This window comes from uncultured Streptococcus sp., assembly GCF_938036805.1.
Lineage (GTDB): Bacteria > Bacillota > Bacilli > Lactobacillales > Streptococcaceae > Streptococcus.
The window spans coordinates 1-26,247 of the sequence record NZ_CALHWC010000190.1; the positions used below are offsets into that span (position 1 = coordinate 1).

Here is a 26,247-nt window from a genome sequence, read left to right on the forward strand (position 1 = left end):
CAAGGCAAGGAAGCCCAGAAAGAATTAACTACAGAATAAGTAAAAGAGCCTAGATAGCTCTTTCAAATCGTAGACAAGCATCAAAATTGATGTTTGTCTTTTTGTATTTTCCAAAATTTTTAGCCAAGAAGACAAAAATACACTCAACTCTTATGAAGAATTAAGTGCATTTTTTGGAAAAGTATATTTCTTTACAGACTTTTGACTGCCGCAATGGCTGCATCATAATCTGGCTCGGTGTTGATGTTGTCAACATATTCAGCGTAGGTCACAGTGTTATTTTCGTCCAAGACAAGAACTGCACGGGCCAACAGATGCCATTCATTGATGAGGACAGCATAGTCGCGACCGAAAGAATGGTCGAAGTAGTCAGATAGCATGACGGCATTTTCGATGCCTTCAGCAGCACACCATTTGCCTTGAGCAAAAGGTAAGTCAACTGAAACCGTGATCACAACGGTATTGTCCAAGTCAGAGAGTTCTTGATTGAAACGACGGGTCTGAGTTGAACAAACGCCAGTATCGATAGACGGCACGATGCTGAGGACTTTCTTTTTACCAGCAAAATCAGACAAAGTTTTCTTTGAAAGGTCAGTAGCTGTTAGGCTAAAATCGTGGGCTGTGTCGCCGACTTGCAGTTGTTGGCCCGTAAAGGTTACGGGATTTCCGAGAAAAGTTGTCATAGGAAGTCTCCATTCATGTTTGATAGCTCCATTGTACTGCGAATAGTGATTTTTTTCGAATAATTTGACCGAAAATTTGAGAGCTACTCCATGTGAAGCTTGTCCTTCAGAAATAAAGAGGTCAGGATTTTGTCTTCCCAACCTCTTATTATTATTTAGACAGACCTTCTGCGATCTTTTCTAAGTTGTATTTCATCATGCTGTAGTAGCTATCGCCTTCTTCGCCTTCTTCTGCAACAGAGTCAGTGAAGATTTTAGCGTAGATCGGAATGTTGGTGTCTTTAGAAACGGTCTTCATCGGACGGTCGTCTACACTTGATTCCACAAAGAGTGATGGCACTTTGGTCTTACGAAGTTTTTCAACCAAGCTTTTAATTTGGTCTGGAGTCCCTTCTTCTTCAGTGTTGATTTCCCAAATATAGGCTGATGGCACATTGTAGGCCTTAGAGAAGTACTTGAAGCAACCTTCGCTGGTTACAATCATTTTCTTCTCTTCAGGAATGTTGTTGAATTTCTCTTTAGCTTCCTTGTCCAAAGCGCTCAATTTTTCCACATAAGCCTTAAGATTTTTCTCGTAAGTTTCTTTGTTAGCCGGATCCTTTTCAATCAAGCGCTTGGCAATGTTTTTCGCATAGATAATACCATTTTCCAAGTTAAGCCAAGCATGCGGATCTTCTTTTCCTTTTTCATTTTGGCCTTCAAGATAAATGACATCAACGCCTTCGCTGACAGCGTAGTAGTCCTTGTTTTCTTTTTTCTTAGCATTCTCTACCAATTTTGTGAACCAAGCATTGCCACCAGTTTCCAGGTTGATCCCATTGTAGAAAATGAGGTCCGCTTGGGAAGTCTTTTTGACATCTTCAGGTAGAGGCTCGTATTCATGTGGGTCTTGGCCGACAGGTACGATGCTATGCAAATCTATTTTATCGCCAGCTATATTTTTGGTAATGTCAGCGATAATGGAATTGGTCGCAACAACCTTGAGCTTGGACGACCCACCAGACGAATTCTTTTGACCAGAGCAGGCAAAAAGAGTGCAGACTGCTAATAAAAGCAGTGATAAAAAACCTAATTTTTTCATTGGAAATCCTCCATAAATATATTATTTTACTTTTCTTTTTAAATACCGCTGTTTTGGTGCGATAAAAAATGAAACCAAAAAGATTAGGGCAGAGGTTAGAACGATACTAGAACCTGCTGCAACATTAAAACTATAACCGATGAAGAGGCCTAAAATAGATGCACCAGCCCCCAAGGCAGATGACAATAAAATCATGGTCTTGAGACTCTTGGCATAGAGATAGGCGGTCGCAGCTGGTGTAATCAGCATGGCCACAATCAGAATCGTTCCGACACTTTGCATGGCTGTGACAGAAACCAGAGTCAAAAGAATCATCAGCAAATAGTGGTAAAAATTAACCTTCATTCCCATAGCCTTGGCTAAAAGCGGATCAAAGGAGGTCAGCAAAAGCTGCTTGAAGAAAATAGCAATGACCAGCAACACCAAGATGCCCACACCAATACTAATCCACATATCAAGGTCTTGCACCGCCAATATATTCCCAAAGAGAATATGGAAAAGATCGGTCGAACTCTTAGCAACACTAATCAAAATGACCCCCAGAGCCAAGAAGGAAGAAAAAGTAATTCCGATAGCTGTGTCACTCTTGATAATGGAATTGCCCTTGATGTAGGTGATAATAATAGAAGCTAGTAAGCCAAAGGTAATGGCACCGATGAAGAAATTAATTCCCAAAATGTAGGACAGAGCCACGCCGGGCAGCACCGCGTGAGAAATAGCATCCCCCATGAGCGACATGCCCCGCAAGATGATAAAGCACCCAACGGCACCTGCCACCACTCCAATCACAATGGCCGTAATCAACGCATTTTGCAGGAAATGAAAATCATGCAATCCTTGAATAAATTCCTGGATCATCCTAGTCACCTCCATTCATAAAAAGCTGAGAACCGTAGGTCTTCTGCATATTTTCTTTGGTGAAGGTACTCTCGGTTGATCCGAAAGCGACGACCTTTTTGTTAAGTAGCAAGACCTGATCAAAATAAGCGACCACCTTGCCCAAGTCATGGTGGACAATCAAAATCGTCTTCCCGTCTTTTCTTAGCTGACGGAGTGTTTTCATAATAATCTCTTCGCTGACCGAGTCAATCCCAACAAAAGGCTCATCTAGGAAGATATAGTCCGCCTCCTGAACCAAGCAACGGGCAATCAAGACCCGTTGAAATTGCCCACCAGACAACTGGCTAATCTGCCGCTCAGCAAAATCTTCTAAACCAACGATTTTCAAAGCCTGGGCAACCTTTTCCCAGTCAGACGCTTTGAGGCGTTGAAAGAGCCTGATCTTAGGATACAAGCCCAGAGACACACACTCCTTGACCTTGATAGGAAAATTATAGTCAATGTGAATTTTCTGCTCTACATAAGCAATCTTGCTTAATTCTTGCTTCATGGGTTTTCTATCCAGAAAGGTCTGCCCCTCACTCTCAACAATTCCTAACATACCTTTGATGAGCGTTGACTTTCCAGCCCCGTTTGGTCCGATAATCCCTGTGATAGTCGGTCCTTTTATTGTTAAAGAAGTTGCTTCTAAGGCCAGCTGTCCTTGATAACTGACACTTAAATTTTTCATTTCAATCATTGTTACACCTCTTTCATTTTAATATACATTAAAATGAAAATTAAGTCAAGTTAATTTTTAAAAAATCCTTAGAATTAATATAGGAAATATTTGAAAAAAGGACCTAATTTTGATAAGGTTATATCAAAAGCATGAAAGTGAGAACAAGATGACACGTTTACAAGATGATTTTTATGATGCCATTAATGGTGAATGGGCCAAAACAGCGGTTATCCCAGATGATAAACCTGTAACCGGCGGCTTCACAGATTTGTCAGATGAGATTGAAAAGCTGATGCTCTCCACTACTGATCAATGGCTGCGGGGTGAGGAAGTTCCTGATGATGCTATTTTACAAAACTTTATTAAGTACCATCGTTTAGCTGCTGACTATGACAAGCGGGAAGAACTCGGTGTCAAGCCTGTTTTGCCTTTGATTGCGGAATACCAAGCACTCAACTCCTTTGCAGAATTTACCACAAAGATTGCCGAGTTTGAGCTGGCTGGCAAGCCCAATTTCTTTCCTTTTGGTGTAGCGCCTGACTTTATGGACGCCCGTATCAATGTCCTTTGGGCAGATGCACCAGGTACTATTCTCCCAGATACAACCTACTATGCCGATGGGCATCCTCAAAAGGATAAGCTCTTGAAAAAATGGCGTGAGTCTTCCGAAGCTTTGCTGCAAAAATTCGAATTTTCAGCAGAAGAAATCCAAGATTTGCTGGATAAGGTTTTAGAACTGGATGCTCGAATTGCCAAAGTCGTTCTGTCACGAGAGGAAAGTTCAGAATATGCCAAGCTTTACCACCCTTACAAGTGGGGAGACTTCAAGGCCTTAGCACCGAATCTACCTTTAGATACTATCTTCACCCAACTCATCGGGCAAATTCCTGACCAAATTATCGTACCAGAAGAGCGTTTCTGGCAGGCTGCCGACCAATTCTACTGTGAAGAGGCTTGGCCTCTGCTCAAGGCCGTGCTTATCTTTAACGCTATCGCATCAGCTGAAGCCTACTTAACTGACGAAATCCGTATCCTAGCAGGCGCTTATCGTCGCGCCCTATCTGGAACACCTCAGGCGCAAGACAAGAAAAAAGCTGCCTTTTACCTAGCTCAAGCGCCTTTCAATCAAGCCATCGGGCTCTGGTATGCCGGACAGAAATTCTCCCCTGAAGCCAAGGCCGATGTCGAGCAAAAAGTAGCCAACATGATCCAAGTCTACAAGGAACGCCTCGCAAGCAATGACTGGCTGACACTAGAAACTCGGGACAAGGCTATTGTCAAACTCAATGTCATCAAGCCTTATATCGGCTACCCAGAGGAGCTCCCTGAGCGCTATGCGGACAAGATTGTTGATGAGAATCTCAGCCTCTTCGAAAATGCTCAAAAGCTTCGACAAGTGGAAATTAAGTATGGTTGGAGCAAGTGGAACCAGCCAGTGGATTACAAAGAATGGGGAATGCCAGCCCATATGGTCAATGCCTACTACAATCCTCAGAAAAACCTGATTGTCTTTCCAGCGGCTATCCTGCAGGCACCATTCTATGACCTGCACCAGTCTTCTTCAGCCAATTATGGCGGTATCGGAGCAGTTATTGCCCATGAGATTTCTCATGCCTTTGATACCAACGGCGCTTCCTTTGATGAAAACGGCAGCCTCAACAACTGGTGGACAGAACATGACTACCAAGCCTTTACTGAGCGGACTCAGAAGGTCATTGACCAGTTTGAAGGTCTAGATTCCTATGGTGCCAAGGTCAATGGCAAGCTAACCGTTTCAGAAAACGTAGCGGACTTGGGCGGTATTGCAGCGGCTCTAGAAGCAGCCAAGAAAGAAGCTGACTTCTCTGCGGAGGAATTCTTCACTAACTTTGCCCGCATCTGGCGAATGAAGGGACGCGAAGAGTATATGAAACTCTTGGCAAGCGTTGATGTCCATGCTCCAGCCAAGCTTCGGACCAATGTTCAGCTACCTAACTTTGACGACTTCTTTACGACCTTTGATGTCCAAGAAGGCGACGGTATGTGGCGGAGTCCAGAAGAGCGCGTGGTGATTTGGTAAAGGACTTCAATAACGTTTAATCAATCAAAAAACCTGCTCAGGAAGGGCATTAGAGCCTTCCCGAACAGGTTTTTATAGTTCTTTAATTTCTTTCATATAGCCGGCCGTGATGATACCAGCGAGCAGAGCCACAATGGCGATTCCTAAAAAGGATGAAATCATGGTAATAATTTTTCCAGTCGTTGAAACTGCATAAATATCACCATAACCAACCGTCGTCAGGGAGATGGTTGCCCAGTAGAGGGCGTCAAAAAAATTAGGAAATGTGCTGGGCTCGACATTAAAAATGATAAGGGCAGAGATGAAGATATAGCCGAGAGCCAAAAGACCCACGATCATCAAACTGTCCTTCTGCTTCTTTAAGACATTGGTCAATATTTGGATATTTTTAGAATAGCGAATAAACTTGAAGATATGCAAAATCTTAAAGAGTCGCAAACTATTATTTAACAAAAAGAGGGAAGGCAAAATGCAGAGCAAATCAGCCATCGCCAGAAAGATAAAAGGATAGAGGAAAAAAGAAAGCTTCCCCTTTCCCAATTTATAATCAGCCGTTAGAAGCCGAAGAATGTAGTCAATAATAAAAATAATCGTTGACACAAAATCCAACCACATGAAGACTCCGGTGTGACTTTTGGTGGTCAGGGGGATCAGGCTGACAATAATAGTCAGGAACATAAAGACATCATAGGCTTTTTCAATCGCATTTTCCTTTTGATGGGGCTCAATAATCTGAAATAAAGTCTTCCTTGCCATCCTCAACCTCACTTTTTTAAACTTGCTTTCATTCTATCTGTTTTTAAAAATAAGTCAAGGTCAAGCCGCAAAGATTTTCTTCATTCTCCTTCGCCGGTTGCTTTCAAAATCCCTTGAAAATGGTATAATAGATAGAAACGTGTTTAGAACACAGAAAAGATCGTTGGAGAGTAAATGATTATGGCAACTTACAATCACAAAGAAATCGAGCCCAAGTGGCAGAAATACTGGGCTGAGCACCATACATTCAAGACAGGTACCGACAAGGACAAGCCTAACTTTTATGCGCTGGATATGTTTCCTTATCCATCAGGAGCTGGTCTGCACGTAGGACACCCAGAAGGCTACACAGCGACGGATATCCTCAGCCGCTACAAGCGCGCGCAAGGCTACAATGTCCTTCACCCAATGGGTTGGGATGCCTTTGGTCTGCCAGCTGAGCAATACGCTATGGATACAGGCAATGACCCAGCTGACTTTACAGCAGAAAACATTGCCAACTTCAAACGCCAAATCAATGCGCTTGGTTTTTCTTACGACTGGGATCGGGAAGTCAATACCACTGACCCTAACTACTACAAGTGGACCCAGTGGATTTTCACCAAGCTTTACGAAAAAGGCCTGGCTTATGAAGCTGAAGTGCCAGTAAACTGGGTGGAAGAGCTGGGAACGGCTATTGCCAATGAGGAAGTTCTGCCAGACGGGACATCTGAGCGCGGTGGCTATCCAGTTGTCCGTAAGCCTATGCGTCAATGGATGCTGAAAATCACAGCCTATGCAGAACGTTTGCTCAATGACTTGGAGGAGCTGGACTGGCCAGAGTCTATCAAGGATATGCAGCGCAACTGGATCGGCAAGTCAACCGGTGCTAATGTAACCTTCAAGATTAAGGACACAGATGAGGACTTCACCGTCTTTACAACTCGTCCGGACACCCTTTTTGGAGCGACCTATGCTGTTTTGGCTCCTGAGCATGCTCTCGTTGATGCCATTACAAGTGCCGAACAAGCCCAAGCAGTAGCAGATTATAAACACGCAGCCAGCCTCAAATCCGACCTGGCTCGGACTGATTTGGCTAAGGATAAGACTGGTGTTTGGACAGGGGCTTATGCCATCAATCCAGTCAACGGCAAGGAAATCCCAATCTGGATTGCCGACTATGTGCTTGCAAGCTACGGAACAGGTGCCATCATGGCTGTTCCTGCGCACGATGAGCGCGACTGGGAGTTTGCTAAGCAGTTTGACTTGGAGATTATTCCGGTTCTAGAGGGGGGCAATGTTGCTGAAGCTGCTTACACAGAAGACGGTCCGCATATTAACTCTAGCTTCCTAGATGGCTTGGACAAGGCTGCTGCTATTGAAAAGATGGTTGCTTGGCTGGAAGCAGAAGGTGTCGGAAATGAAAAAGTCACCTATCGCCTGCGCGACTGGCTCTTTAGCCGTCAACGCTACTGGGGTGAGCCAATTCCAATTATTCATTGGGAAGATGGTACTTCAACGGCTGTTCCTGAAAATGAACTTCCACTCGTCCTGCCTGTAACCAAGGATATCCGTCCTTCTGGTACCGGTGAAAGCCCTCTGGCCAATCTGACTGACTGGCTGGAAGTGACTCGGGAAGATGGGGTCAAAGGACGCCGCGAAACCAACACCATGCCTCAATGGGCTGGTTCTAGCTGGTATTACCTGCGTTACATTGACCCTCACAACAATGAGAAATTAGCAGACGAAGACTTGCTCAAGACATGGCTGCCAGTTGACATTTACATCGGTGGCGCAGAGCACGCTGTGCTCCATCTTCTCTACGCTCGCTTCTGGCATAAATTCCTTTATGATCTCGGTATCGTTCCGACCAAAGAGCCTTTCCAAAAACTCTTTAACCAAGGAATGATCTTGGGAACAAGCTACCGTGACCACCGCGGTGCTCTGGTAGCGACAGACAAGGTAGAAAAACGCGATGGTTCCTTCTTCAACATCGAAACGGGTGAAGAACTGGAGCAGGCGCCTGCTAAGATGTCTAAATCTCTGAAGAATGTGGTCAACCCAGATGATGTAGTGGAGCAATATGGTGCTGATACGCTTCGTGTCTATGAAATGTTCATGGGACCGTTGGATGCATCCATCGCTTGGAGCGAGGAAGGTCTGGAAGGTAGCCGCAAGTTCCTAGATCGGGTCTATCGTTTGATTACAAGCAAAGAAATCGTTGCGGATAACAATGGTGCCCTCGACAAGGTATACAACGAAACAGTCAAGTCTGTCACAGAGCAGATTGAGGAGCTCAAGTTTAACACAGCCATTGCCCAACTCATGATTTTTGTCAATGCAGCCAACAAGGAAGAAAAGCTCTATGCCGAATATGCCAAAGGTTTCATTCAATTGCTGGCGCCTTTTGCACCGCACTTGGCTGAAGAACTCTGGCAGGCGGTAGCTCAAACTGGCGAGAGCATCTCCTACGTAGCTTGGCCAACTTATGATGAAAGCAAACTGGTTGAAGCAGAAGTCGAAATCGTAGTCCAAATCAAGGGTAAGGTCCGTGCTAAGCTAGTCATAGCTAAGGACCTGAGCCGTGAGGAACTGCAGGAAATCGCTTTGGCAGATGAGAAAATCAAGTCTGAAATCGCTGGTAAAAAAATCGTGAAAGTCATTAGTGTGCCAAATAAACTGGTTAATATTGTGGTGAAATAATCAGTTGGCTACAACATTATCGTGATTACAAAGAAAGGAGTCGTCTAAAACGGCTCCTTTTTTGATAAGAATTTTCCCCTAAATCGTCGGACTTTTCTCATTTTCCGACTTTCACTTGCTATCCTCATTCTTTTTATTTATAATCATTATAAATAAAAAGAAAAGAGAAAAGTTTTAGAATGGAAGAACATAAGATTGACAAAAATTTTAGTGGACGCCTGAATATTTTGCGGGCTGGGGTTTTAGGAGCCAACGATGGTATTATTTCTATCGCAGGGGTGGTCATCGGGGTGGCCAGTGCGACGGAAGATGTTTGGATTATCTTTCTATCTGGTCTAGCTGCTGTCTTTGCCGGTGCATTTTCTATGGCAGGCGGGGAGTACGTATCCGTCTCCACTCAGAAGGACACTGAGGAGGCTGCAGTAGCTAGAGAGCGAGAACTCTTGGAAAAAAATCCAGATATTGCCAGACAGTCGCTCTACGCCTCCTACGTCCAAAACGGTGAGTGCGAGACTTCCGCCCAACTCTTGACCAATCGCGCCTTCTTGCAGGATCCGCTCAAGGCCTTGGTAGAGGAAAAGTACGGCATTGAGGTCGAAGAGTTCACTAATCCTTGGCATGCAGCTATATCCAGCTTTCTAGCCTTTGCCATAGGTGCAATTTTCCCTATGCTGACCATCGTTCTGCTTCCGGCTGGCTATCGGATTCCAGCAACCGTCCTTGTTGTAGCTCTTTCCCTCTTGGGAACCGGCTATACTAGTGCAAAATTGGGACAGGCACCCATTAAAAATGCCATGATCCGTAACCTCACTATCGGACTTTTGACCATGACTGTCACCTATCTCCTAGGCCAGTTCTTCTCAATTTAAAAGAAGAACTATTCAGGCCAGCACAATAAAAAGATTGAAAAGAAATAATTTCTCTTCAATCTTTTTCTATTTTAGACTTAGATTAGTTTTGGCCAAGAGCAGCTGCCATTGTTGCTGCAACTTCTGATTCGAAGTCGTTAGCTGCTTTTTCAATACCTTCACCAACTTCAAAGCGAACAAACTCAACTACTGAAGCATTCACTGATTCAAGGTAGGCTTCAACTGTCTTGCTGTCATCCATGATGTACACTTGGGCAAGAAGTGTGTAAGCTTGGTCAACTTTAGTGTTGTCAAGCAAGAAGCGATCCATTTTACCTGGGATGATTTTGTCCCAGATTTTTTCTGGTTTACCTTCTGCAGCCAACTCAGCTTTGATGTCAGCTTCAGCTTGTGCAATCACTTCGTCCGTCAATTGAGCTTTAGAACCATACTTCAAGTGTGGAAGTGCTGGCTTATCAACCATAGCGCGGCTTTCATTGTCTTGATCGATAGCATGGTTCAATTGTGCCAATTCATCTTTGACAAATTGCTCATCCAATTCTTTGTATGAAAGAACAGTTGGTTTCATCGCAGCAATGTGCATAGAAATTTGTTTTGCAAGAGCGTCATCGCCACCGTCAATCACTGAAACAACACCGATACGGCCACCATTGTGTTGGTAAGCACCGAAGTGTTGAGCATCAGTCTTTTCAACCAAAGCAAAACGACGGAATGAGATTTTTTCTCCGATAGTTGCAGTTGCAGATACGTATGCAGCTTCAAGAGTTTCACCTGAAGGCATTGTCAATGCAAACGCTTCTTCGTTGTTAGCTGGCTTGCCTTCTGCGATAACTTTTGCAGTAGTATTTACCAATTCAACGAATTGAGCGTTTTTCGCAACAAAGTCAGTTTCTGCATTGACTTCAACGATAGCTGCAACGTTACCATCCACATAAACGCCTGTCAAACCTTCAGCGGCAACACGGTCAGCCTTCTTAGCTGCTTTTGCCATACCTTTTTCGCGAAGCAATTCAATCGCTTTTTCGATGTCACCATCAGTTTCAACCAATGCTTTCTTAGCGTCCATGACACCAGCACCAGATTTTTCGCGCAATTCTTTTACAAGCTTAGCTGTAATTTCTGCCATTTTTCTTCTCCTATGTTTACTATTTTTAAATAAAGGGGCCGGGCTGAGCCCCGCCCCTTTAGGTTAATTGACTTATGAAAATTATGCGTTGTCGCCTTCTACAACTTCAACGATTTCTTCGATTGAGTCTGCTTGAGTTTCAGTTGCAGCAAATTCTGCTTCAACAGTCGCTACAGCGTCCTCACCTTGACGACCTTCGATAACAGCGTCAGCCATTTTCGCAGTGATCAATTTAACGGCACGGATAGCGTCGTCGTTAGCTGGGATAATCACATCGATATCGTCTGGATCAGTGTTTGTGTCAACCATCGCAACTACTGGAATACCAAGTTTCTTAGCTTCCTTAATAGCGATTTGCTCTTTATGAGGGTCAACGATGTACATTACATCTGGGATGCGAGGCATATCTTCGATACCACCCAAGAATTTTTCAAGACGAGCACGTTGTTTGTTCAAAAGTGCTACTTCTTTCTTAGGAAGAACTTCGAAGATTCCTTCTTCTTCCATACGTTTGATTTCTTTTAAACGAGCAACACGTTTTTGGATAGTTGTCCAGTTTGTAAGAGTTCCACCCAACCAACGGTGGTTGATGTAGTATTGACCAGCACGTTCTGCTTCTTCTTTTACAGCTTCAGCAGCTTGCTTTTTAGTTCCAACAAACAAGATAACTGCATCGTTTGCAGCTGCATCACGCATGAAGTCATAAGCTTGATCTGCGTATTTTACAGTTTGTTGAAGGTCGATAACGTGGATACCGTTACGCTCAGTGAAGATGTACTTAGCCATCTTAGGGTTCCAGCGACGAGTTTGGTGACCAAAGTGAACACCAGCCTCAAGAAGTTGTTTCATTGAAATTACTGCCATGAGTAAATTCTCCTTTTTGTTTTTTTCCTCTTTTAGATTTCAGCTCGCAGAGCTACCAATCGGCAACGGCTCCACAATTCATCTAAAATGAGTATTTCTGCCGTTTAAACGGCATCTACTATCATATCAAATTTTCTAGCTTTTGACAAGTATTTGGGCAGTATTTTCTCTCCTTAATCCAGTTCATCTATTAGGATTCCCTCAAGAAATTCTCACTTAAATCGGGTCAAGCTCTTGACGAACAGGCCGTTTTAAGGTAGAATAGTAAGAGTTGTGGCGGTATAGCCAAGTGGTAAGGCACGGCTCTGCAAAAGCTTGATCGTCGGTTCAAATCCGTCTACCGCCTTTTTTATCGGTTTAAATCCGACTTTATACTAACCAAGAGGCTGGGACAAAAGTCCTAGCCTCTCAATTGTCTTTGGATTGTCGAGCAAGACGCAGTGGTTGAGTGGGCTCTACTACGCTGATTTCATCAGCTTTTACAGCCCTACTCAACTGTGCGGAGGTGGGACGACGAAATCGAATTCTAACGAATTACCGATTTCTGTCCCACTCTCTTTTTTGTTTGTCTTTTTTACATCATTGGTCAAGTTTAATGAATTTCAATGAGACCAGAAACACCAGTCTTTATCTAACATATCAGCGCTGCTAACAAAAAAGAGCGGAAAATGATTTCCGACTCTTTTTCATGCATTCAAAAATTATAATTCAGCAATTTGGCTGAGGTTGACTTCTGCAACCGTGTCATTTCCAAACATAGAGATAATCATCTTGACCTTATTATTGTCAATTTCCGTGATTTTGCCAGTATAGTTAGCAAAGGCACCGTCAATGATGCGAACTGTATCGCCCACTTTGACATCCAAGTCAAACTCTTGAACTGTTTGTCCCATAGAAATCAGAATGCTGCGGATTTCTTCTTCCAAGAGCGGCGTTGGTTTCGAACGATTTCCGTGTGAACCTACAAATCCAGTTACGTTTGGTGTATTCCGCACGACAAACCAAGCTTCGTCCGTCATGACCATCTCAACCAATACATAACCTGGGAAGCGGTTTTCTTCGACTTCCTTGCTCTTGCCGTTTTTCTCAACTTGCACGGTCTGAGTCGGAATTTCCACGCGCAGGATATTTTCCAGCATATTATAGGTCTGGGCACGTTGCAAGAGATTTTCCTTTACCTTATTTTCATAGCCTGAGTAGGTTTGCAGTACAAACCAGCCTTTATCAAAACTGTCCATGTTTTGTCCTTTCCTAAATAAAAAAGCCTAGGGCTTCTGCTTGATATCTAGCCTTATTATACCATAAAATCTAAAATTACAAAGCATTTTGGTAAATATTTTACAGACAAATGAGAGTGGGACAGAAATCGGTAATTCGTTAGAATTCGATTTCGTCGTCCCACCTCCGCACAGTTGAGTAGGGCTGTAAAAGCTGATGAAATCAGCGTAGTAGAGCCCACTCAACCACTGCGTCTTGCTCGACAATCCAAAGACAATTGAGAGGCTAGGACTTTTGTCCCAGCCTCATCTTTCTTATGAAAACATGTTGATTATGCGGAAGAGACCGCTGGCAACTACCTTATCAAAAATATAGATCACAACAGCAAAGAATGCTGTGTATTCCATTACGGAAAGGAAATCAGTCCATCTTTCTTTACGGGTAGGCCAAGTTGTATCTCGTAGCAAAACGAAAACATCTTTAATGAATTTCACAACTATCTCCTATCTGGTTTCTTTATGCAGCGTATATTTACTGCAGTATTTACAATATTTATTCACTTCTAGACGCGTAGGTTTTGGAGTGCTACTAAGTTTGATTGAGTAGTTTCGCGACCCACAAACTGTACACGCTAGACTCGCTTTTTTTAATGCCATGACGCCTCCATTCCCCTTATTATAGCAGTTTTCTACTTCTTTGACAAGCCGTTTAGACGATTAATGGAACCAGCCAGTAATAGTATCCCATAGATTTTTGGCTTTTTCAGTAATCCCAGACTCATCGATAGCCTTCTTGGCATCATCTACCAGGTTTTGGGCCCGCTCCTGGACATCTTTCAAGAAGTCTTTATTTTCGCTAGTCGTATTCGTTTGACCAGTACCGTAGGTATCGACTGGGGAAATTCCATTTTCAGCATAGGCATTTTTCTCACCCGAGAAGGAAGTTCCTTCCGTATAAGGCAGGATGGTGTTGGCTACATTACGGAAAATAGCCGAAGCTTCATTGGCACTTGTACCAGTCAGATAGTGAGTTTCATCCGTCTTAGGGAAGCCCAGCCATTGGCTGATAACCACATCTGGTGTGTAGCCGATGACCCACTGGTCTCCTGACAAATCAGGGTTAAAGTCAGTCTCTGTCGTTCCTGTCTTTCCAGCCATTGTATAGCCATACGGAGCTGCATAGACTCCCGTTCCGTTTGAGAAAGTTCCCAGCATCATGCTGGTCATCTTTTCTGTGGTTGAGCGATTGAGAACGCGGGTAGAAGTCTGCCGGTGGGTTTTAACAACCTGACCACTAGCATTTTCTATCTTGGTGATAAGATGGGCATCATTCATAACTCCATCATTCGCAAAGACTGAATAGGCTTGAGCCATCTGAAGTGGATTGGTCGTCACGCCGCTTCCCAGAGCCACACCTAGATTCTGTTCTACCTTGTCCATATTAAGCCCAAACTTTTTGCCGTATTCAAAGGCCTTGTTCACGCCTAATTCATCCACTGTTGAAACCGCGGGAATATTGAGGGATTCAGCCAAGGCTTGATACATTGGAACCGTCGGTGAACTTTGGATATTGCCATAGTTATTAACCTTATAGTCACCAAAAACTGTCCGACTATTATCTAGTTCCTTATCCGTTGACCAACCGGCTGCTATAGCTGGGCTGTAGGCCACCAAAGGCTTGATGGTTGAGCCTGGACTACGAGCAGACTGGGTCGCATAGTTGAAAGTCCGAAAAGCAGAGCCATCAGCACTATTGACACGGCCAACCAGAGCCCGAACACCACCCGTCTTAGGATCCAGCGCTACGCTTCCGGACTCGGCCCGCGTCCCATCTTCAGCCAGTGGGAAGAGATCGACATTGCTATAGATGACCTGCATGCTGGCTTGGTAATTTTGATCCAATTCGGTGTAAATCCGATAGCCGTTGTTGACGATTTCTTCTTCCGTCAGACCGTAATCATTGACCGCTTCATTGATAACCGCATCAAAATAAGATGGGTAGCGATAGTCTTCTGACTTACCTTCGTAGGCATCGACTAGCTGACCTCCAATACCAACCGTCGCAGCCTGATCCGCCGTCGCCTGATCAATGTAACCTGCCGCCACCATATTTTGAAGAACGGTGTCACGACGGTTGGTCGCATTTTCGACTGAATACAGGGGATTATATAGCTCTGGTCCTTTGAGCATACCAGCTAGAACCGCTGATTGATCCAAGCTGAGCTGGCTGGCAGATACACCAAAATATTTCTTGCTGGCATCTTCCACACCCCAAACGCCATTTCCAAAATAAGAATTATTGAGATACATGGTCAGGATTTCCTGCTTGCTGTATTTTTTGTTAATTTCCAAAGCTAGGAAAAATTCCTTGGCCTTCCGCTCAATGGTCTGATCCTGAGAAAGATAGGCATTCTTGGCCAGCTGCTGCGTGATAGTCGAGCCACCACCCGAACGCCCCGCAGTCAAAATGGCCAGAAAGAAGCGACTGTAGTTAATCCCGCCATTCTTATAAAAAGAACGGTCTTCTGTCGCAATAACAGCGTTCTGTAAGTCCTGACTAATCGCGTCTAATTCGACATAAGTTCCCTTTTGCCCAGACAAGCTGCCCGCTTCATTTCCATCCTTATCATAGATCAAGGTCGTGGCTTTAAGAGCATTCTGCAAGTCTTTGACATTGGTCGTCTTAGCTACATAAAAAAGATAGCCACCGACCACCAGACCAAAGGTCAAGCCGAGAATCAAGAATATCTTGGTCAGATGAAACCTGCGCCAAAAGCGACGGAAAGGATGTTGAGACAGGGGCTTCTTCCGATTCTTACCAGACCGGCTATAGCTAGGCTCAGGCATCTCGCCCTCCAGCTCCTCAGCAACCTTCTTCTCAGGCTGATCCGTTTTAAACATATTGACTAATTTTTCAAATATATCATTTAATTTCTTCATAAAACATATTTTATCACCTTATCCATGCAGACACAAGGCACGACTCCGCTACTTGCCACTCCTTTTAGCTTTCTTTAAGGAAATAGCAGATCTGCTTTCCTCTTTCCAACGGAGCATTCCCAAACGGGCTAGTTTTTGCTACAATGAAAACATGAAATTTACCATTACTATCCCCGCAAGTTTACCTTCAATGACCGTCAAAGAATTACTAGAAGGCCAACTGCTCATTCCTCGCAAGATTCGTCACTTTCTCCGAACCAAGAAACACGTCTTAGTCAACGGTGAGTCCATCCATTGGCAAACTTTGGTCAAGCCTGGCGACAGCATTCAACTAACTTTTGACAAAGAGGATTATCCAGAAAAAGAACTCCCCGCTGGCCTGCCTCATCTGGTCGAGGAGCTCTATCAGGACGAGCATCTCATCATCGTCAACAAGCCAAACGGCATGAAAAGTCACGCCAATGAGCCAACAGAAGTCGCTCTGCTCAACCATGTGTCAAGCTATGTCGGACAGACCTGCTATGTCGTCCACCGGCTGGACAAAGAAACCAGTGGCGCCATCCTATTTGCCAAAAATCCCTTTGTCCTCCCCATTCTCAACCGCCTCTTGGAAAACAAAGAAATCTCCCGTGAATATTGGGCCCTTGCTCAAGGAAAATTTTCCAGCAAGACTACCGTCTACAAAGATAAAATTGGGCGCGATCGCCATGACCGACGGAAACGACTCGTTGATCCGAAAAAGGGGCTCTACGCCGAAACTCATGTAACCCGACTCAAGGAGTTCGGAAAGACGACTCTGGTCAAATGTCAATTGAAAACCGGACGGACTCACCAAATCCGCGTCCATCTCGCCCATCACGGCCATCCCATCATCGGCGATCCTCTCTACCATCCTCAACCCCAAGGTCGCCTCATGCTCCATGCCCACCGCTTGACATTGACTCATCCATTCACCCTAGAAACCATCAACGTGGAAGCACCGTCAGAGAGTTTTGAAGCAGAAATCAAACGGCACAAAAGCAAGGCTAAAAAGGGATATCTTACCTGATTGCCAAGTCCCCAAGACTTATACTCCACATCGACAACTAGCCACAATTCTTTCAAAAAACAGATTTTCTCCAAAAAGACGATTCCCTACCGGACATCGTCTTTTTCTTCTCCTCTATCTAGCAACTTAGCATGCCAGATACAAACAAGCATCTACCCGTTCTTTATAGGTCATCTACCTTGTGTCAAATGGATTTTCAGTCCATACTTGACTATTAGTTCTTACTGCTGCAAGCCCCGAGCCGCTTTGAATCATCCTATCTGACCAAAGAGTAATCACAAAGTCACAAGAAAAAGCTCAGCTAGGCCGAGCTTTTTGATTATTGATTTTTAAAACGTTCTACATCACGCGCAATGACTAACTCTTCATCTGTCGGGATAACTAGAACTCTGACTTTAGCAGCTTCTGTTGAAATATCTCCTGTAGCGCCAAAGAAATTCTTCTCTGGATCGACATCGCAACCAAACCAAGAAATTCCTTCGATAACCATGCTGCGGATGGTCACAGAGTTTTCACCGATACCAGCTGTGAAGATAATGGCGTCTGCTCCATTTAAAACAGCTAAATACTGACCAATGTATTTTTGAATACGATCCACAAAAATCTCATTTGCCAATCGTGCCTTTTCATCACCCGCACGCATAGCTTCATGGATATCACGCATATCACTTGATCTCTCAGAAACACCCAAAAGTCCAGACTCACGGTTCAGAATCCGACTGATATCCTCTGGTGTATTAAAGTCATCTGTATGCTGCATCAAGTAAGGAACAATCGCTGGGTCAATATCACCCGTACGTGTTCCCATCATCACTCCACCAAGAGGAGTGAAGCCCATAGAAGTATCAACAGACTGGCCACCTTTAACTGCTGTAATAGAAGCACCATTTCCGATGTGGCAAGTGATGAGTTTCAATTCTTCAATCGGTTTACCCAAAAGTTTTGCAGCTTCGTGGGCTACATACTCATGGCTAGTACCGTGCGCTCCGTATTTACGAACTTTATTTTCAGTGTAATACTTGGTTGGCAATGGATAGCGATAAGCCTTTTCTGGCATAGTTGTGTGGAAAGATGTATCAAAAACAGCCACACTGGTAATGTCTGGAAGAATCTCCTTGAAAGCACGGATACCGTCAGCATTGGCAGGATTGTGCAAAGGAGCCAGTAGAGACAACTCTTCAATCTTCTCCAATACATCGTCCGTCACAAGAGCTGATTCTTTGAAATACTCGCCTCCAGCTACGACACGGTGCCCAACACCTGTGATTTCATCATAAGATTGAATAATTTCAAATCGTTTCAAATCATCCAATAAAATTTTCACAGCTTGTGTATGATCAGCAATATCCAAGGTTTGGCGTTCAGAACGACCATCAAATTTAACCGTAGAGATTGAGTCCTTGAGACCAATCCGCTCAATCAAACCTTTAGCCAGCACCTTTTCTTCTGGCATTGAATAAAGTTGCCATTTTACACTCGAACTTCCAGCATTGATAGAAATAGTTTTTGACATCTCGTCACCTCTTTAAGCGTTTTCAAACTATTATATCAGAAATTTGTTTGAATTTCACTAACTTTGACCCAGTTTTGAAAACTTTCACGAAACTTTAAGATTTCATCCTGACTTTGCAAGTCCTGCAAAGGGTAGATAAACGGCTGGATATCTGATTCGCCTTGTTTTCTCAGGACAAATATCGTCTTAGCGTTCTGCCGGCTCGCGAAAATCTTCTCTGGCAGGGAAATCATTGCCAAGAGCTGGGCGCTAGAAAGCAGCCATTTTTTCAGCAGATGGCTTTGAGGGCTTGTCAGCAGATTATTTGGGGCCAGAAAGATAGCGTAGCCTCCCGGTTTCAAATATTTTAACGATTGCTCCATCAAGAGATGATGGGCGTAAGTATGCTCGTCTGGACTGGCAACTTCATAACGAGCCGCCACGGCATCATCTGGATAATAGCCCACTGGCAAATCACTGACAATCAAGTCGCTTTCTTTCAGAACCTGAGGCCGTACCGCATCTCCTTGAGCAAAGTGTGCCTTGGAATTCATGACTTCGGCAATGCTGGCAGATAAATCAATCAGCAAGTCGTCAATTTCTAGGCCTAGATAATCCATATTTTTCTGTGTGTGGTTGAGCAGGGTCTCCGCCAAATTGCCTGTTCCACTGCCGATCTCCAGCAAATCAACTCGTTCTCCTTGGGCCAACTGGTCAATCAAAAAACTCAGCAAAAAGCCGACCGAATCAGGTGTGAACTGATGATTGGCTTGAAGCGGCTCTGTCTGAGAAGCCTTCATAAAAATAAACTGATAAGCCCGCCGCCACTCTTCCTTGGTCAAATGCAGGGCACGAAGCTTGTCATTGTTTTTCAGAATTTCCTGTAAGTCTGTATCTCCATCCAGATAAATCCCATTTTGCTCAATCAAGGCATCATAAAAATTAGTTCCCAGCGCATTTTGGATATTTTGCACATTTTCTAAAAGCAGGTGAAAGGCTCGTTCTATTTTTTCAAATTTCATGGCATCCTCCGTTGTCTTATGATACCAAAAAGAAGCCCTCTTTCCAAGGGCTATCGGATTACAAATCTTTTACATTTATATTAGTCGCTTTTCTTGTCTGTTGAAGGAGAGGGCTCTTTACTTTCTTTGGCATTTTTGGAGGGTTTGTCATCTTTAGCCTTCTTTTCTGGCTCCTTCTTGCTCTCAAAATAGAAAGAATAGCTCTTCTGATTGGCGAGTTGGCTGCTGACTTCCAGTATATTTCCCTGCCTGCGATAATGGGTGCTCCCTTTGTCAAAGGTTAATTGTCCACTCTCCTCTGTGACAGTCTCCTTGGTCAAAACAGCCAAGGCATAGGCTTCTGCCCGCTCCCGATTGGCTTGAAAGAGGCGCTGATTGGTCACCTGCCGATTCAGATAAAACTGCAAGAGCAAGCTGAAGACCGCTGCCATGAAGAGGGCGTAGAGCAAGATGCCTGCCTTAACTTTTATCTTGGACATGATAGATATACTCTCTTTCTAAATCATTGTCAAACTGGAAGCGGAAGCGGACAAGGTTCCCCTTTTGAGTGATTGGAGCAGCCTTGAGTCCATAAACCATGGGCTGATAACCACGCCCCGAAGCATCCGTCTTGCGAAAATCATCACTCCTAGATTTTCCTAAAGCTATATTTTTGCCATCCTGTTTGATGTAGATTTTGTCGTTTTCGACCCTGTCAAATTGGCTGCGCGATAGCTCTGTCTCTAACTGATCGACAAATAAGAGCCATTCCTGCTGCTTATTTTCCTGTTGATGTCGCAGTTCAAAAGCCAGAAGCTTGGTCATCGACTGAAAGACTAGCATCCCGCCACTCAAGAGCAGCAGGGCAACTAGCGTTTCTAAAAGTGTAAAAGCTTTGATTTTAACGTTTTTTAACACTGAGCACCTTCTCCTCTTGATGGTAGACGGTTAATTGCTGGTCGGTCTTGACTTGACGGACTGTGATGCCGTTGACCGTCAGATTTTCCTGCCCCGTCTGCATGGCCATCCGAGCAACACGCAGCACTTCCTCCTCCTGCAATAAACGAGTCTGTTCCTGCCGCGACTGACTAATCTGGCCAAGCAGGAGGCTGGCAATAGCCGCAAAAACCGCCATTGCCACTAAGGCCTCCAGCAAAATATTAGCTTCCATTCGTCGTCTTTTTAAACTTTCCATTACCCATATAAAGCTGGTAAACAACCTTTTTATCCTCCGTTTGAAAAACAATCTTGCTGAGCGAAGAATTCCCGCCAGCCTGGTCAAACTGAATAGTCTGAGGAGCATGTTCCTGCAAGGTCTTGGGAAATTCTACCTGCTGATAGTCGTTGGAAATCTTACGGTCCGAAATGGTCAATTTGATCTTTTCATGTCCAGCCATACTTAGCTTTTGGCTCTCCTGATAAAGATGCTCAAATTCCATGAAAAACAGCTGCTCCTGCACTTGATTGAAACCAGCCTGAACAGAGCCAGATAAACCTAATAAAATGAAGCTGACCACAAATAGAGCCAGGAGACTTTCCAGTAGTGTAAAAGCCTTAATCCGCAACTGAGCGAGTTTCACTGCTGTTTTTTCCATAGTAAGCCTTATAGGATGCCACCTGCTTATCGGTAATCCGACCATCAGCAACCAATTTCCCGAGAGTGGCTTTTTCATTAACATTCTTCAATTCATAAAGCTCAGCCTGACTTTCCACGACCTTGACTACGGCCGCATTGCCCGTATCTGAAACAGCATCCTTCTGCTTAGTCAAATTCGGAACAAACAAGAGCATCAAGATGCTGATGATGAGAAGAACGACTAACATTTCCACCAAAGTAAAGGCTTTAACCTTCAAAGCTTTTAATTTTTTCATAATTGAATCTCCATATTCTGATAAATTGGCAGCAACATGGCTGCATAAAGTAAAACGATCACGAGGGCGACAAAGACGAAGACGAGAGGCTGAATCAAATTCATAGCACGATTGATTCTCAGGAAAAACTCTTCCCAAGTCTTTTCGGCATATAGCTCCAATTCGTCGCCCAACTTGGACTTGACCTCGCCGTATTCGATGATTAAGGCCAACTCTTTCTTAAAGAAGGGATAGGTACCGACCTTCTCGGCATAGCCCTGACCTGCACCTAGAGCCGTCTCCAAGTCTCGCCCCAGCTCCTGAAAGAGCTGAGAAGGCTGGTCCTGCATGATGAGAAAGATCTGGCTCAATTCCAGCCCTTGCCCAATCATATTGCCCCATTCACGCGCATAGTAGGCCGTCAGATAGGCCCGCACTAAGGCGCCAACAAAAGGAAACTTGGCCAAACGACTGAAAAATCTCATCTTAGAGCTCTTGCGATAATAGAGCCAACCACCGCAAATCAGCAAGCATAGCACCAGAACGCCTCCCAGGAATATCTGCGGTAGATAATGAATGAACTGAGTAGCCATATTTTGACTGTCCAGCTGAGGCAGGAGATAATTACGCAAGCCCAGCATAATCAGCACCAAAAACCCAAGCAGCATCAAGGGATAAGTCCCCACCTCAATCAATTTCTTACGGACCTTGGATAGATTTTCTAAATAATCTTCGATTTTACCCAAACTAAGATTTAGATTTCCATGCAACTCTGACAAAGACAGCTGGGTGACCACATTATCTGAAAATCCTAAACGCTTCATAATCTGGGAAAATGACTGGCCGGCAGCCAAACCTGAACGCATTTCGGAGACATAGGCCTCTTCTAAAAGGGCACTCCGCCGTAGAAAATCAACAATCTCCGCCAGATGAAAACCGCTGGTAAAGAGATTGCGAAACAGCTCGATAATCTTCTTTTGCTTAGGCGTAGATAATTTTTTCCGCCTGCCTTTGATCAGCTGTGATATGTCCATCTGCAAAAAGCTGGTCAATCTGCTGGTTCCAAAGACTGGCTTCGTGCTTTTGATAATCTTGGTTGACAAAGTCGATCACACCTCCTCCCCCGATTAAGCGCTGATAACAAACGCCCTGTAACACCATGCGCAGCTCATCCTCACTGACACCCAGCTCCAGCAGGCGCTCATACACTCCGCGAATGCTCTTAGCATGGATAGTTGAAAAGACCGTTGCCCCTGTCAAACTAGCCCTTACCACCGCACGAGCCGTTTCTTGGTCTCGGATTTCCCCGATAATCAAAAGGTCCGGTCGGTGGCGCAGAGACAATTTGATAAGGCTGTCGTAGGTCATCCCGATAGTTTCATTCAGCTGAAGCTGGAGCATGTTTTCCTGCTTGATTTCCACAGGGTCTTCGATAGACATGACCTGTTGTTGCCCAAATCTCATCTGAGCCAGCTGGTGCATCAGCGTCGTCTTTCCACTGCCAACTGGCCCTGAAAACAGATAAAGGCCGCGAGAATTTACTTTTTCACGAAGATCAGGCAGATTGTCAAACCAGAAACGCAACTCACGCTCCTCATCGTGTAAGAGCCGAATCACCAAGCTCTCATAGCCACGGTAATCGCCGACAGTTGATAGACGAAGCGAGACCGTCACATCTCCACAATCATAATCGCAGGAGCCTAACTGGCTGCGCCTCTTCTCTCCAACATTCATGCCCGAGACAAACTTAAAATGGCTGATGACTGACGATAATAAATCAAAATCATAGGTCTGAATGAAGCGCCTCTCATCACCCACCCGCATATAGAGCTCGTAACAGGAGCTCTTGGGAATCAGATAGACATCTTGAGCCGCTTCCTGCCTGGCCAATTGAATCATTTCCTTTGCAATTTTTTGAACCATAAGTCCTCCTCACCTTACTATTCGCACAAAATGAGAAAAAATAAAAAAAGAATGAAGAAATTTTCTCCATTCTTTGACTTCTATCCTATCTAGCCCGCACTTTAATTTTGCAAATACGGTGTTTTTCAGTAGCATTTTGCTTGCGGTAGCCTGGACGATACTTGCTCTTGGGGATCTTGCGTTCATTTTCTAACAAAAGCAGGGAGTGGTATTGCTGAATATCTTCATTGCACTCCTCACACCAACGTTGATCAGTCGGATCCCAGAAAATTGTCATAAGATCACTGCGGCTTTTATAAAGTGGCGATGCTTGAGACATCTCTAACCAGCGGTGCTTATAGTATTTGAGGGCGGTGTAATAATCATCGAAATACCTTTTTCCAATGATATCATCCTCCCAACCGTCTAAAAACCACCAGGGCTCATAATCGCCATACATTTCTATTACGCTGTACATACCTGTCCCCTTTTGTATCCTATATTATATATAAAATTCTTTGATAATGAAACTATTTTGCTCGTGGGCTCTATAATAGTTCGTTTTTCAACAAAGAAAAGCAAAGAAACAAAAGGGAGTGTCGTTTTTGTGCTTATTTCCAATTCAGATGCACATGCTCTTTCATTTCCTTATAGGCCGTATCAATCCGATCTTTGGTCGCTTGATCCAGCTGATTGCGATATTTTCCACCCTCAATGAAATCTTCTAAAATAAGGGTTTGATAAGTGTAAAGCGGGTATCCTTCTGGTGAGTAAGTTCCCTTTTCCACACGACTGACCCAGCTTGGATGCGCCTGAGCTGTTTTGATAATGGTTCCCTTGTCCGTCTTTTCAATGGTAACATCCATCAAGACGCCACGCTCGGTCCACTCAGCCGTGTCCACACCAGCCATGGTTTCAATCCGCTGGTTGGAGATAAAATTCCCCATAGAGTAGATAATCAACTTCTTCTGACCATCTTTTTCAAGAATTTCTGAAGGCTGTACTACGTGCGGATGCCCACCAAAAATGATGTCCGCTCCCCAGTCCACCATCTTATGATAGAGCGTCACCTGCTCCTCATTTGGCTCCAGCTGGTATTCGATCCCCGTCTGTGGCATGACTACCGTGATGTCCGCTTCTTTCTCCGCCTGCTTAATCTCAGCCTTCATCTTGTCCTCATCAAAGGTCGATAGGTGATGATCAATCTCCTTCTGACTGAGATTGGACTCCAAGCCATTAAAACCATAGGAGTAAGCCAGAATAGCAATTTTGATGCCTTTTACTTCTTTGATCAGGATAGGCGATTTATCCCTATTTTTGTGAGTATAGACACCGACTGGGCTAATTCCGTGATCTTCAAAGGCTTTGGCGGTCGTAAAGACTCCCTTAAGCCCTGAGTCTAGGATGTGATTATGGGCCAGATCCACCACTTGGTAGCCAGCATCTTTGATGGCGGGCACAACAGCCTCTGGAGCATTGAAAAGCGGATAGCCTCCCAAAGGATAGTCAGATCGAATGGTTCCTTCAAAATCCCCTAAGACCAAGTCGCCTTGCTGGAGCCAGTCCTTGACATAGGTGAAATTTTCCGAAAAATCATAGCTGCCATCGGCCTTTTGAGCGCTCATATAAAGCCCATCGTGGTACAAAAGGTCGCCATTAGCCATAATGCGAACCGTTTTCGAGTCAGACTTCTTTCCTGCTACCGAGGAGGACTTGGGGGCATCTTTAGCAACATTCCTACCGCTTCCCTTAGGCAACCCCATGATACTTTGGAAGAATAAAATTGCTGCCGCTGATACAAATACCGCTCCCAGCAGAGCAAGGATAAAAGCGCGGTTACTTGATGCTGCTTGTCGCTTGATTTCAGATCTTTTCTCCATTTTGCCAACCTCCGTATTACTTATATTTTATCATAAATTATCCTCCCAAGGGAATAAAAAAGAGAGTGGGACAAAAGTCCTAGCCTCTCAATTGTCTTTGGATTGTCAAGCAAGACGCAGTGGTTGAGTGGGCTCTACTACGCTGATTTCATCAGCTTTTACAGCCCTACTCAACTGTGCGGAGGTGGGACGACGAAATCGGATTCTAACGAATTACCGATTTCTGTCCCACTTTCTAAATATCAAGCCGAGCTCAGCATCAAGGACTGCAAATACCAGCGGTAAGCTGCCCGATAATGATAGGCATTAAAAAACTTCATCTCCCCGATACCATAGCGTATCAGGTAGTAAATCAGATAGCGCAGATGCAGGCTCTCCCACTCCGTACTAGCCTTTTGACAATGAACATACTCAGCCTCAAGCTCCCCATAGTAATCGCTGAATTGATTATAAATTTCTTGAATTTCCATTATAACTCCAATCTTTTTGCTTTAACACTAGTTTATCGCAAAAAGAAAAGGATTAGGGGCAAGAATCTCAACTTGTCTCGTTTAAGAGCCAAAAGGTAGGGCAAGTCACTAGAAAATAACATTTCAGGGAATATTTTTGACATTTGGGAGTTTGAGATTATCTAATATGAAAGAGTAAGCAATCCATAACATATACAACCGTCAAATCTTCAATATAACTTATAGAGAACTCAGTTAACAGTATAATCATTATCTAAATTAGAAATACTTTTATTAATTCCCTTTAGAACTCGCTCATCCAACAGAAACCTGATTAAGCTTTTCTATATCAAAAAGGAAACAGTTTGATCTGTTTATCTACTTTAATCCCAAGGTTCCCATTTCTCAGTAACATTTCAGTCTTTTATTAATGATTGAGACAAGATGCTAAACGCTATAAATCTTTCTTACTACAATAAAAGACTGAAAGCCACTAATAATAAAGTACTATCGCCTTCTTAACATGGAAATTTCTGATTTTGAAACTGTTTTAGTAATTATTAATAAACCTAAATACACAATTCCATACAAAATAATCTTAAGAATTATTTTCAAAAAGTCATTTTCAATAGATATTACTTCAAAAGTAATAAAAACAACCGTACCCACCAATATACTGATTATTAGAGGCTTAACTGCAACTTTAAGTAGTTCTAAGATGTTCAAATACCTACGAGCAAAATAAGTCATCAAAACACAGACTACTGTTTCTACAACAACTAATGT

Annotated in this window: 28 protein-coding genes and 1 tRNA gene; 5 read left to right on the forward strand and 24 right to left on the reverse strand. The window is 43.9% G+C overall.

Features of this window, described 5'->3' with window-relative positions:
* Positions 1–191: 191 nt before the first annotated feature.
* From tpx to Q0191_RS07900, 4 genes are all read right to left on the reverse strand, one after another.
* Positions 192–683: a thiol peroxidase gene (gene tpx, locus Q0191_RS07885; RefSeq protein ID WP_297665382.1), complete on the reverse strand. Its 492-nt coding sequence runs from the start codon at positions 681–683 to the stop codon at positions 192–194.
* A 151-nt stretch (positions 684–834) separates the two neighbouring features.
* Positions 835–1,764 carry a metal ABC transporter substrate-binding protein gene (locus Q0191_RS07890; RefSeq protein ID WP_297665384.1) on the reverse strand — a complete coding sequence of 310 codons (930 nt, stop codon included), beginning with the start codon at positions 1,762–1,764 and terminating at the stop codon, positions 835–837.
* Between the two features lie 21 nt (positions 1,765–1,785).
* Positions 1,786–2,622 (reverse strand): metal ABC transporter permease, encoded by an 837-nt coding sequence (locus tag Q0191_RS07895; protein ID WP_297665386.1) that lies wholly within the window; start codon positions 2,620–2,622, stop codon positions 1,786–1,788.
* 1 nt (position 2,623) lies between these two features.
* The gene (locus tag Q0191_RS07900; RefSeq protein WP_297665388.1) at positions 2,624–3,343 is read right to left on the reverse strand and encodes a metal ABC transporter ATP-binding protein; all 720 of its coding nucleotides are present in this window, start codon (positions 3,341–3,343) and stop codon (positions 2,624–2,626) included.
* A gap of 148 nt (positions 3,344–3,491) precedes the next feature.
* Here Q0191_RS07900 and Q0191_RS07905 point away from each other — a divergent pair, with 148 nt between their 5' ends.
* Entirely contained in the window at positions 3,492–5,384 is a 1,893-nt protein-coding gene (locus tag Q0191_RS07905) for a M13 family metallopeptidase (protein ID WP_297665391.1), read from the forward strand.
* A gap of 72 nt (positions 5,385–5,456) precedes the next feature.
* Here Q0191_RS07905 and Q0191_RS07910 read toward each other — a convergent pair whose 3' ends face one another.
* Complete coding sequence (locus Q0191_RS07910; RefSeq protein ID WP_297665393.1) at positions 5,457–6,140, reverse strand: ion transporter; 684 nt, start codon at positions 6,138–6,140, stop codon at positions 5,457–5,459.
* Between the two features lie 180 nt (positions 6,141–6,320).
* Here Q0191_RS07910 and leuS point away from each other — a divergent pair, with 180 nt between their 5' ends.
* Together leuS and Q0191_RS07920 are read left to right on the forward strand one after the other, a co-directional pair.
* Positions 6,321–8,822 carry a leucine--tRNA ligase gene (gene leuS / locus Q0191_RS07915; protein ID WP_297665431.1) on the forward strand — a complete coding sequence of 834 codons (2,502 nt, stop codon included), beginning with the start codon at positions 6,321–6,323 and terminating at the stop codon, positions 8,820–8,822.
* 179 nt (positions 8,823–9,001) lie between these two features.
* The gene (locus tag Q0191_RS07920) at positions 9,002–9,691 is read left to right on the forward strand and encodes a VIT family protein (protein ID WP_297665395.1); all 690 of its coding nucleotides are present in this window, start codon (positions 9,002–9,004) and stop codon (positions 9,689–9,691) included.
* An 82-nt stretch (positions 9,692–9,773) separates the two neighbouring features.
* Here the strand turns inward: Q0191_RS07920 and tsf are convergent, their stop codons facing one another.
* A complete protein-coding gene (gene tsf / locus Q0191_RS07925) occupies positions 9,774–10,817 on the reverse strand; it encodes a translation elongation factor Ts (protein WP_125387218.1) in 1,044 nt (347 codons plus the stop codon).
* Between the two features lie 81 nt (positions 10,818–10,898).
* Complete coding sequence (rpsB, locus tag Q0191_RS07930; RefSeq protein WP_297665399.1) at positions 10,899–11,681, reverse strand: 30S ribosomal protein S2; 783 nt, start codon at positions 11,679–11,681, stop codon at positions 10,899–10,901.
* 275 nt (positions 11,682–11,956) lie between these two features.
* Here rpsB and Q0191_RS07935 point away from each other — a divergent pair.
* A tRNA-Cys gene (locus Q0191_RS07935) sits at positions 11,957–12,027 on the forward strand.
* Positions 12,028–12,382: 355 nt separating this feature from the next.
* Here the strand turns inward: Q0191_RS07935 and nusG are convergent.
* The 4 genes from nusG to pbp2a form a co-directional block, all read right to left on the reverse strand.
* Complete coding sequence (nusG, locus tag Q0191_RS07940) at positions 12,383–12,919, reverse strand: transcription termination/antitermination protein NusG (RefSeq protein WP_005591544.1); 537 nt, start codon at positions 12,917–12,919, stop codon at positions 12,383–12,385.
* Between the two features lie 294 nt (positions 12,920–13,213).
* Positions 13,214–13,393, reverse strand: coding sequence for a preprotein translocase subunit SecE (gene secE / locus Q0191_RS07945; RefSeq protein WP_005592084.1), 180 nt, complete (start codon positions 13,391–13,393; stop codon positions 13,214–13,216).
* A gap of 9 nt (positions 13,394–13,402) precedes the next feature.
* Positions 13,403–13,555, reverse strand: a complete 153-nt coding sequence (gene rpmG / locus Q0191_RS07950; protein ID WP_297665402.1) for a 50S ribosomal protein L33 — start codon at positions 13,553–13,555, stop codon at positions 13,403–13,405.
* Positions 13,556–13,615: 60 nt separating this feature from the next.
* Positions 13,616–15,838 carry a penicillin-binding protein PBP2A gene (gene pbp2a / locus Q0191_RS07955; protein WP_297665404.1) on the reverse strand — a complete coding sequence of 741 codons (2,223 nt, stop codon included), beginning with the start codon at positions 15,836–15,838 and terminating at the stop codon, positions 13,616–13,618.
* Between the two features lie 151 nt (positions 15,839–15,989).
* On the opposite strand from pbp2a, the gene Q0191_RS07960 reads away from it, so the two are divergent.
* Complete coding sequence (locus tag Q0191_RS07960; protein ID WP_297665406.1) at positions 15,990–16,886, forward strand: RluA family pseudouridine synthase; 897 nt, start codon at positions 15,990–15,992, stop codon at positions 16,884–16,886.
* Between the two features lie 319 nt (positions 16,887–17,205).
* Here the strand turns inward: Q0191_RS07960 and Q0191_RS07965 are convergent, their stop codons facing one another.
* The 13 genes from Q0191_RS07965 to Q0191_RS08025 all read right to left on the reverse strand — a co-directional run.
* The gene (locus Q0191_RS07965; RefSeq protein ID WP_297665408.1) at positions 17,206–18,399 is read right to left on the reverse strand and encodes an acetate kinase; all 1,194 of its coding nucleotides are present in this window, start codon (positions 18,397–18,399) and stop codon (positions 17,206–17,208) included.
* A 35-nt stretch (positions 18,400–18,434) separates the two neighbouring features.
* A complete protein-coding gene (locus Q0191_RS07970; protein WP_297665410.1) occupies positions 18,435–19,400 on the reverse strand; it encodes a class I SAM-dependent methyltransferase in 966 nt (321 codons plus the stop codon).
* 80 nt (positions 19,401–19,480) lie between these two features.
* A complete protein-coding gene (comGG, locus tag Q0191_RS07975) occupies positions 19,481–19,879 on the reverse strand; it encodes a competence type IV pilus minor pilin ComGG (protein WP_297665412.1) in 399 nt (132 codons plus the stop codon).
* Positions 19,860–20,297 (reverse strand): competence type IV pilus minor pilin ComGF, encoded by a 438-nt coding sequence (gene comGF / locus Q0191_RS07980; RefSeq protein WP_297665415.1) that lies wholly within the window; start codon positions 20,295–20,297, stop codon positions 19,860–19,862. Before comGF ends, comGG begins: the two co-directional genes overlap by 20 nt.
* Positions 20,281–20,574 carry a competence type IV pilus minor pilin ComGE gene (gene comGE / locus Q0191_RS07985; protein ID WP_297665417.1) on the reverse strand — a complete coding sequence of 98 codons (294 nt, stop codon included), beginning with the start codon at positions 20,572–20,574 and terminating at the stop codon, positions 20,281–20,283. Before comGE ends, comGF begins: the two co-directional genes overlap by 17 nt.
* Positions 20,540–20,974, reverse strand: a complete 435-nt coding sequence (gene comGD / locus Q0191_RS07990) for a competence type IV pilus minor pilin ComGD (protein ID WP_297665419.1) — start codon at positions 20,972–20,974, stop codon at positions 20,540–20,542. Before comGD ends, comGE begins: the two co-directional genes overlap by 35 nt.
* Entirely contained in the window at positions 20,934–21,251 is a 318-nt protein-coding gene (comGC, locus tag Q0191_RS07995; protein WP_297665421.1) for a competence type IV pilus major pilin ComGC, read from the reverse strand. The genes comGD and comGC overlap by 41 nt, the downstream gene beginning before the upstream one ends.
* Positions 21,248–22,264 (reverse strand): competence type IV pilus assembly protein ComGB, encoded by a 1,017-nt coding sequence (gene comGB, locus Q0191_RS08000; RefSeq protein WP_297665433.1) that lies wholly within the window; start codon positions 22,262–22,264, stop codon positions 21,248–21,250. The genes comGC and comGB overlap by 4 nt, the downstream gene beginning before the upstream one ends.
* Positions 22,212–23,153 carry a competence type IV pilus ATPase ComGA gene (gene comGA, locus Q0191_RS08005; protein WP_297665423.1) on the reverse strand — a complete coding sequence of 314 codons (942 nt, stop codon included), beginning with the start codon at positions 23,151–23,153 and terminating at the stop codon, positions 22,212–22,214. Before comGA ends, comGB begins: the two co-directional genes overlap by 53 nt.
* A gap of 85 nt (positions 23,154–23,238) precedes the next feature.
* A complete protein-coding gene (locus Q0191_RS08010) occupies positions 23,239–23,610 on the reverse strand; it encodes a DUF1033 family protein (RefSeq protein ID WP_297665424.1) in 372 nt (123 codons plus the stop codon).
* A 133-nt stretch (positions 23,611–23,743) separates the two neighbouring features.
* Positions 23,744–25,012: a CapA family protein gene (locus Q0191_RS08015; protein ID WP_297665425.1), complete on the reverse strand. Its 1,269-nt coding sequence runs from the start codon at positions 25,010–25,012 to the stop codon at positions 23,744–23,746.
* 242 nt (positions 25,013–25,254) lie between these two features.
* Positions 25,255–25,482 (reverse strand): sigma(X)-activator ComW, encoded by a 228-nt coding sequence (gene comW / locus Q0191_RS08020; protein ID WP_297665427.1) that lies wholly within the window; start codon positions 25,480–25,482, stop codon positions 25,255–25,257.
* A 486-nt stretch (positions 25,483–25,968) separates the two neighbouring features.
* Positions 25,969–26,247: polysaccharide biosynthesis C-terminal domain-containing protein (locus Q0191_RS08025; protein WP_297665429.1), on the reverse strand; the 279-nt coding region annotated here is incomplete at its 5' end.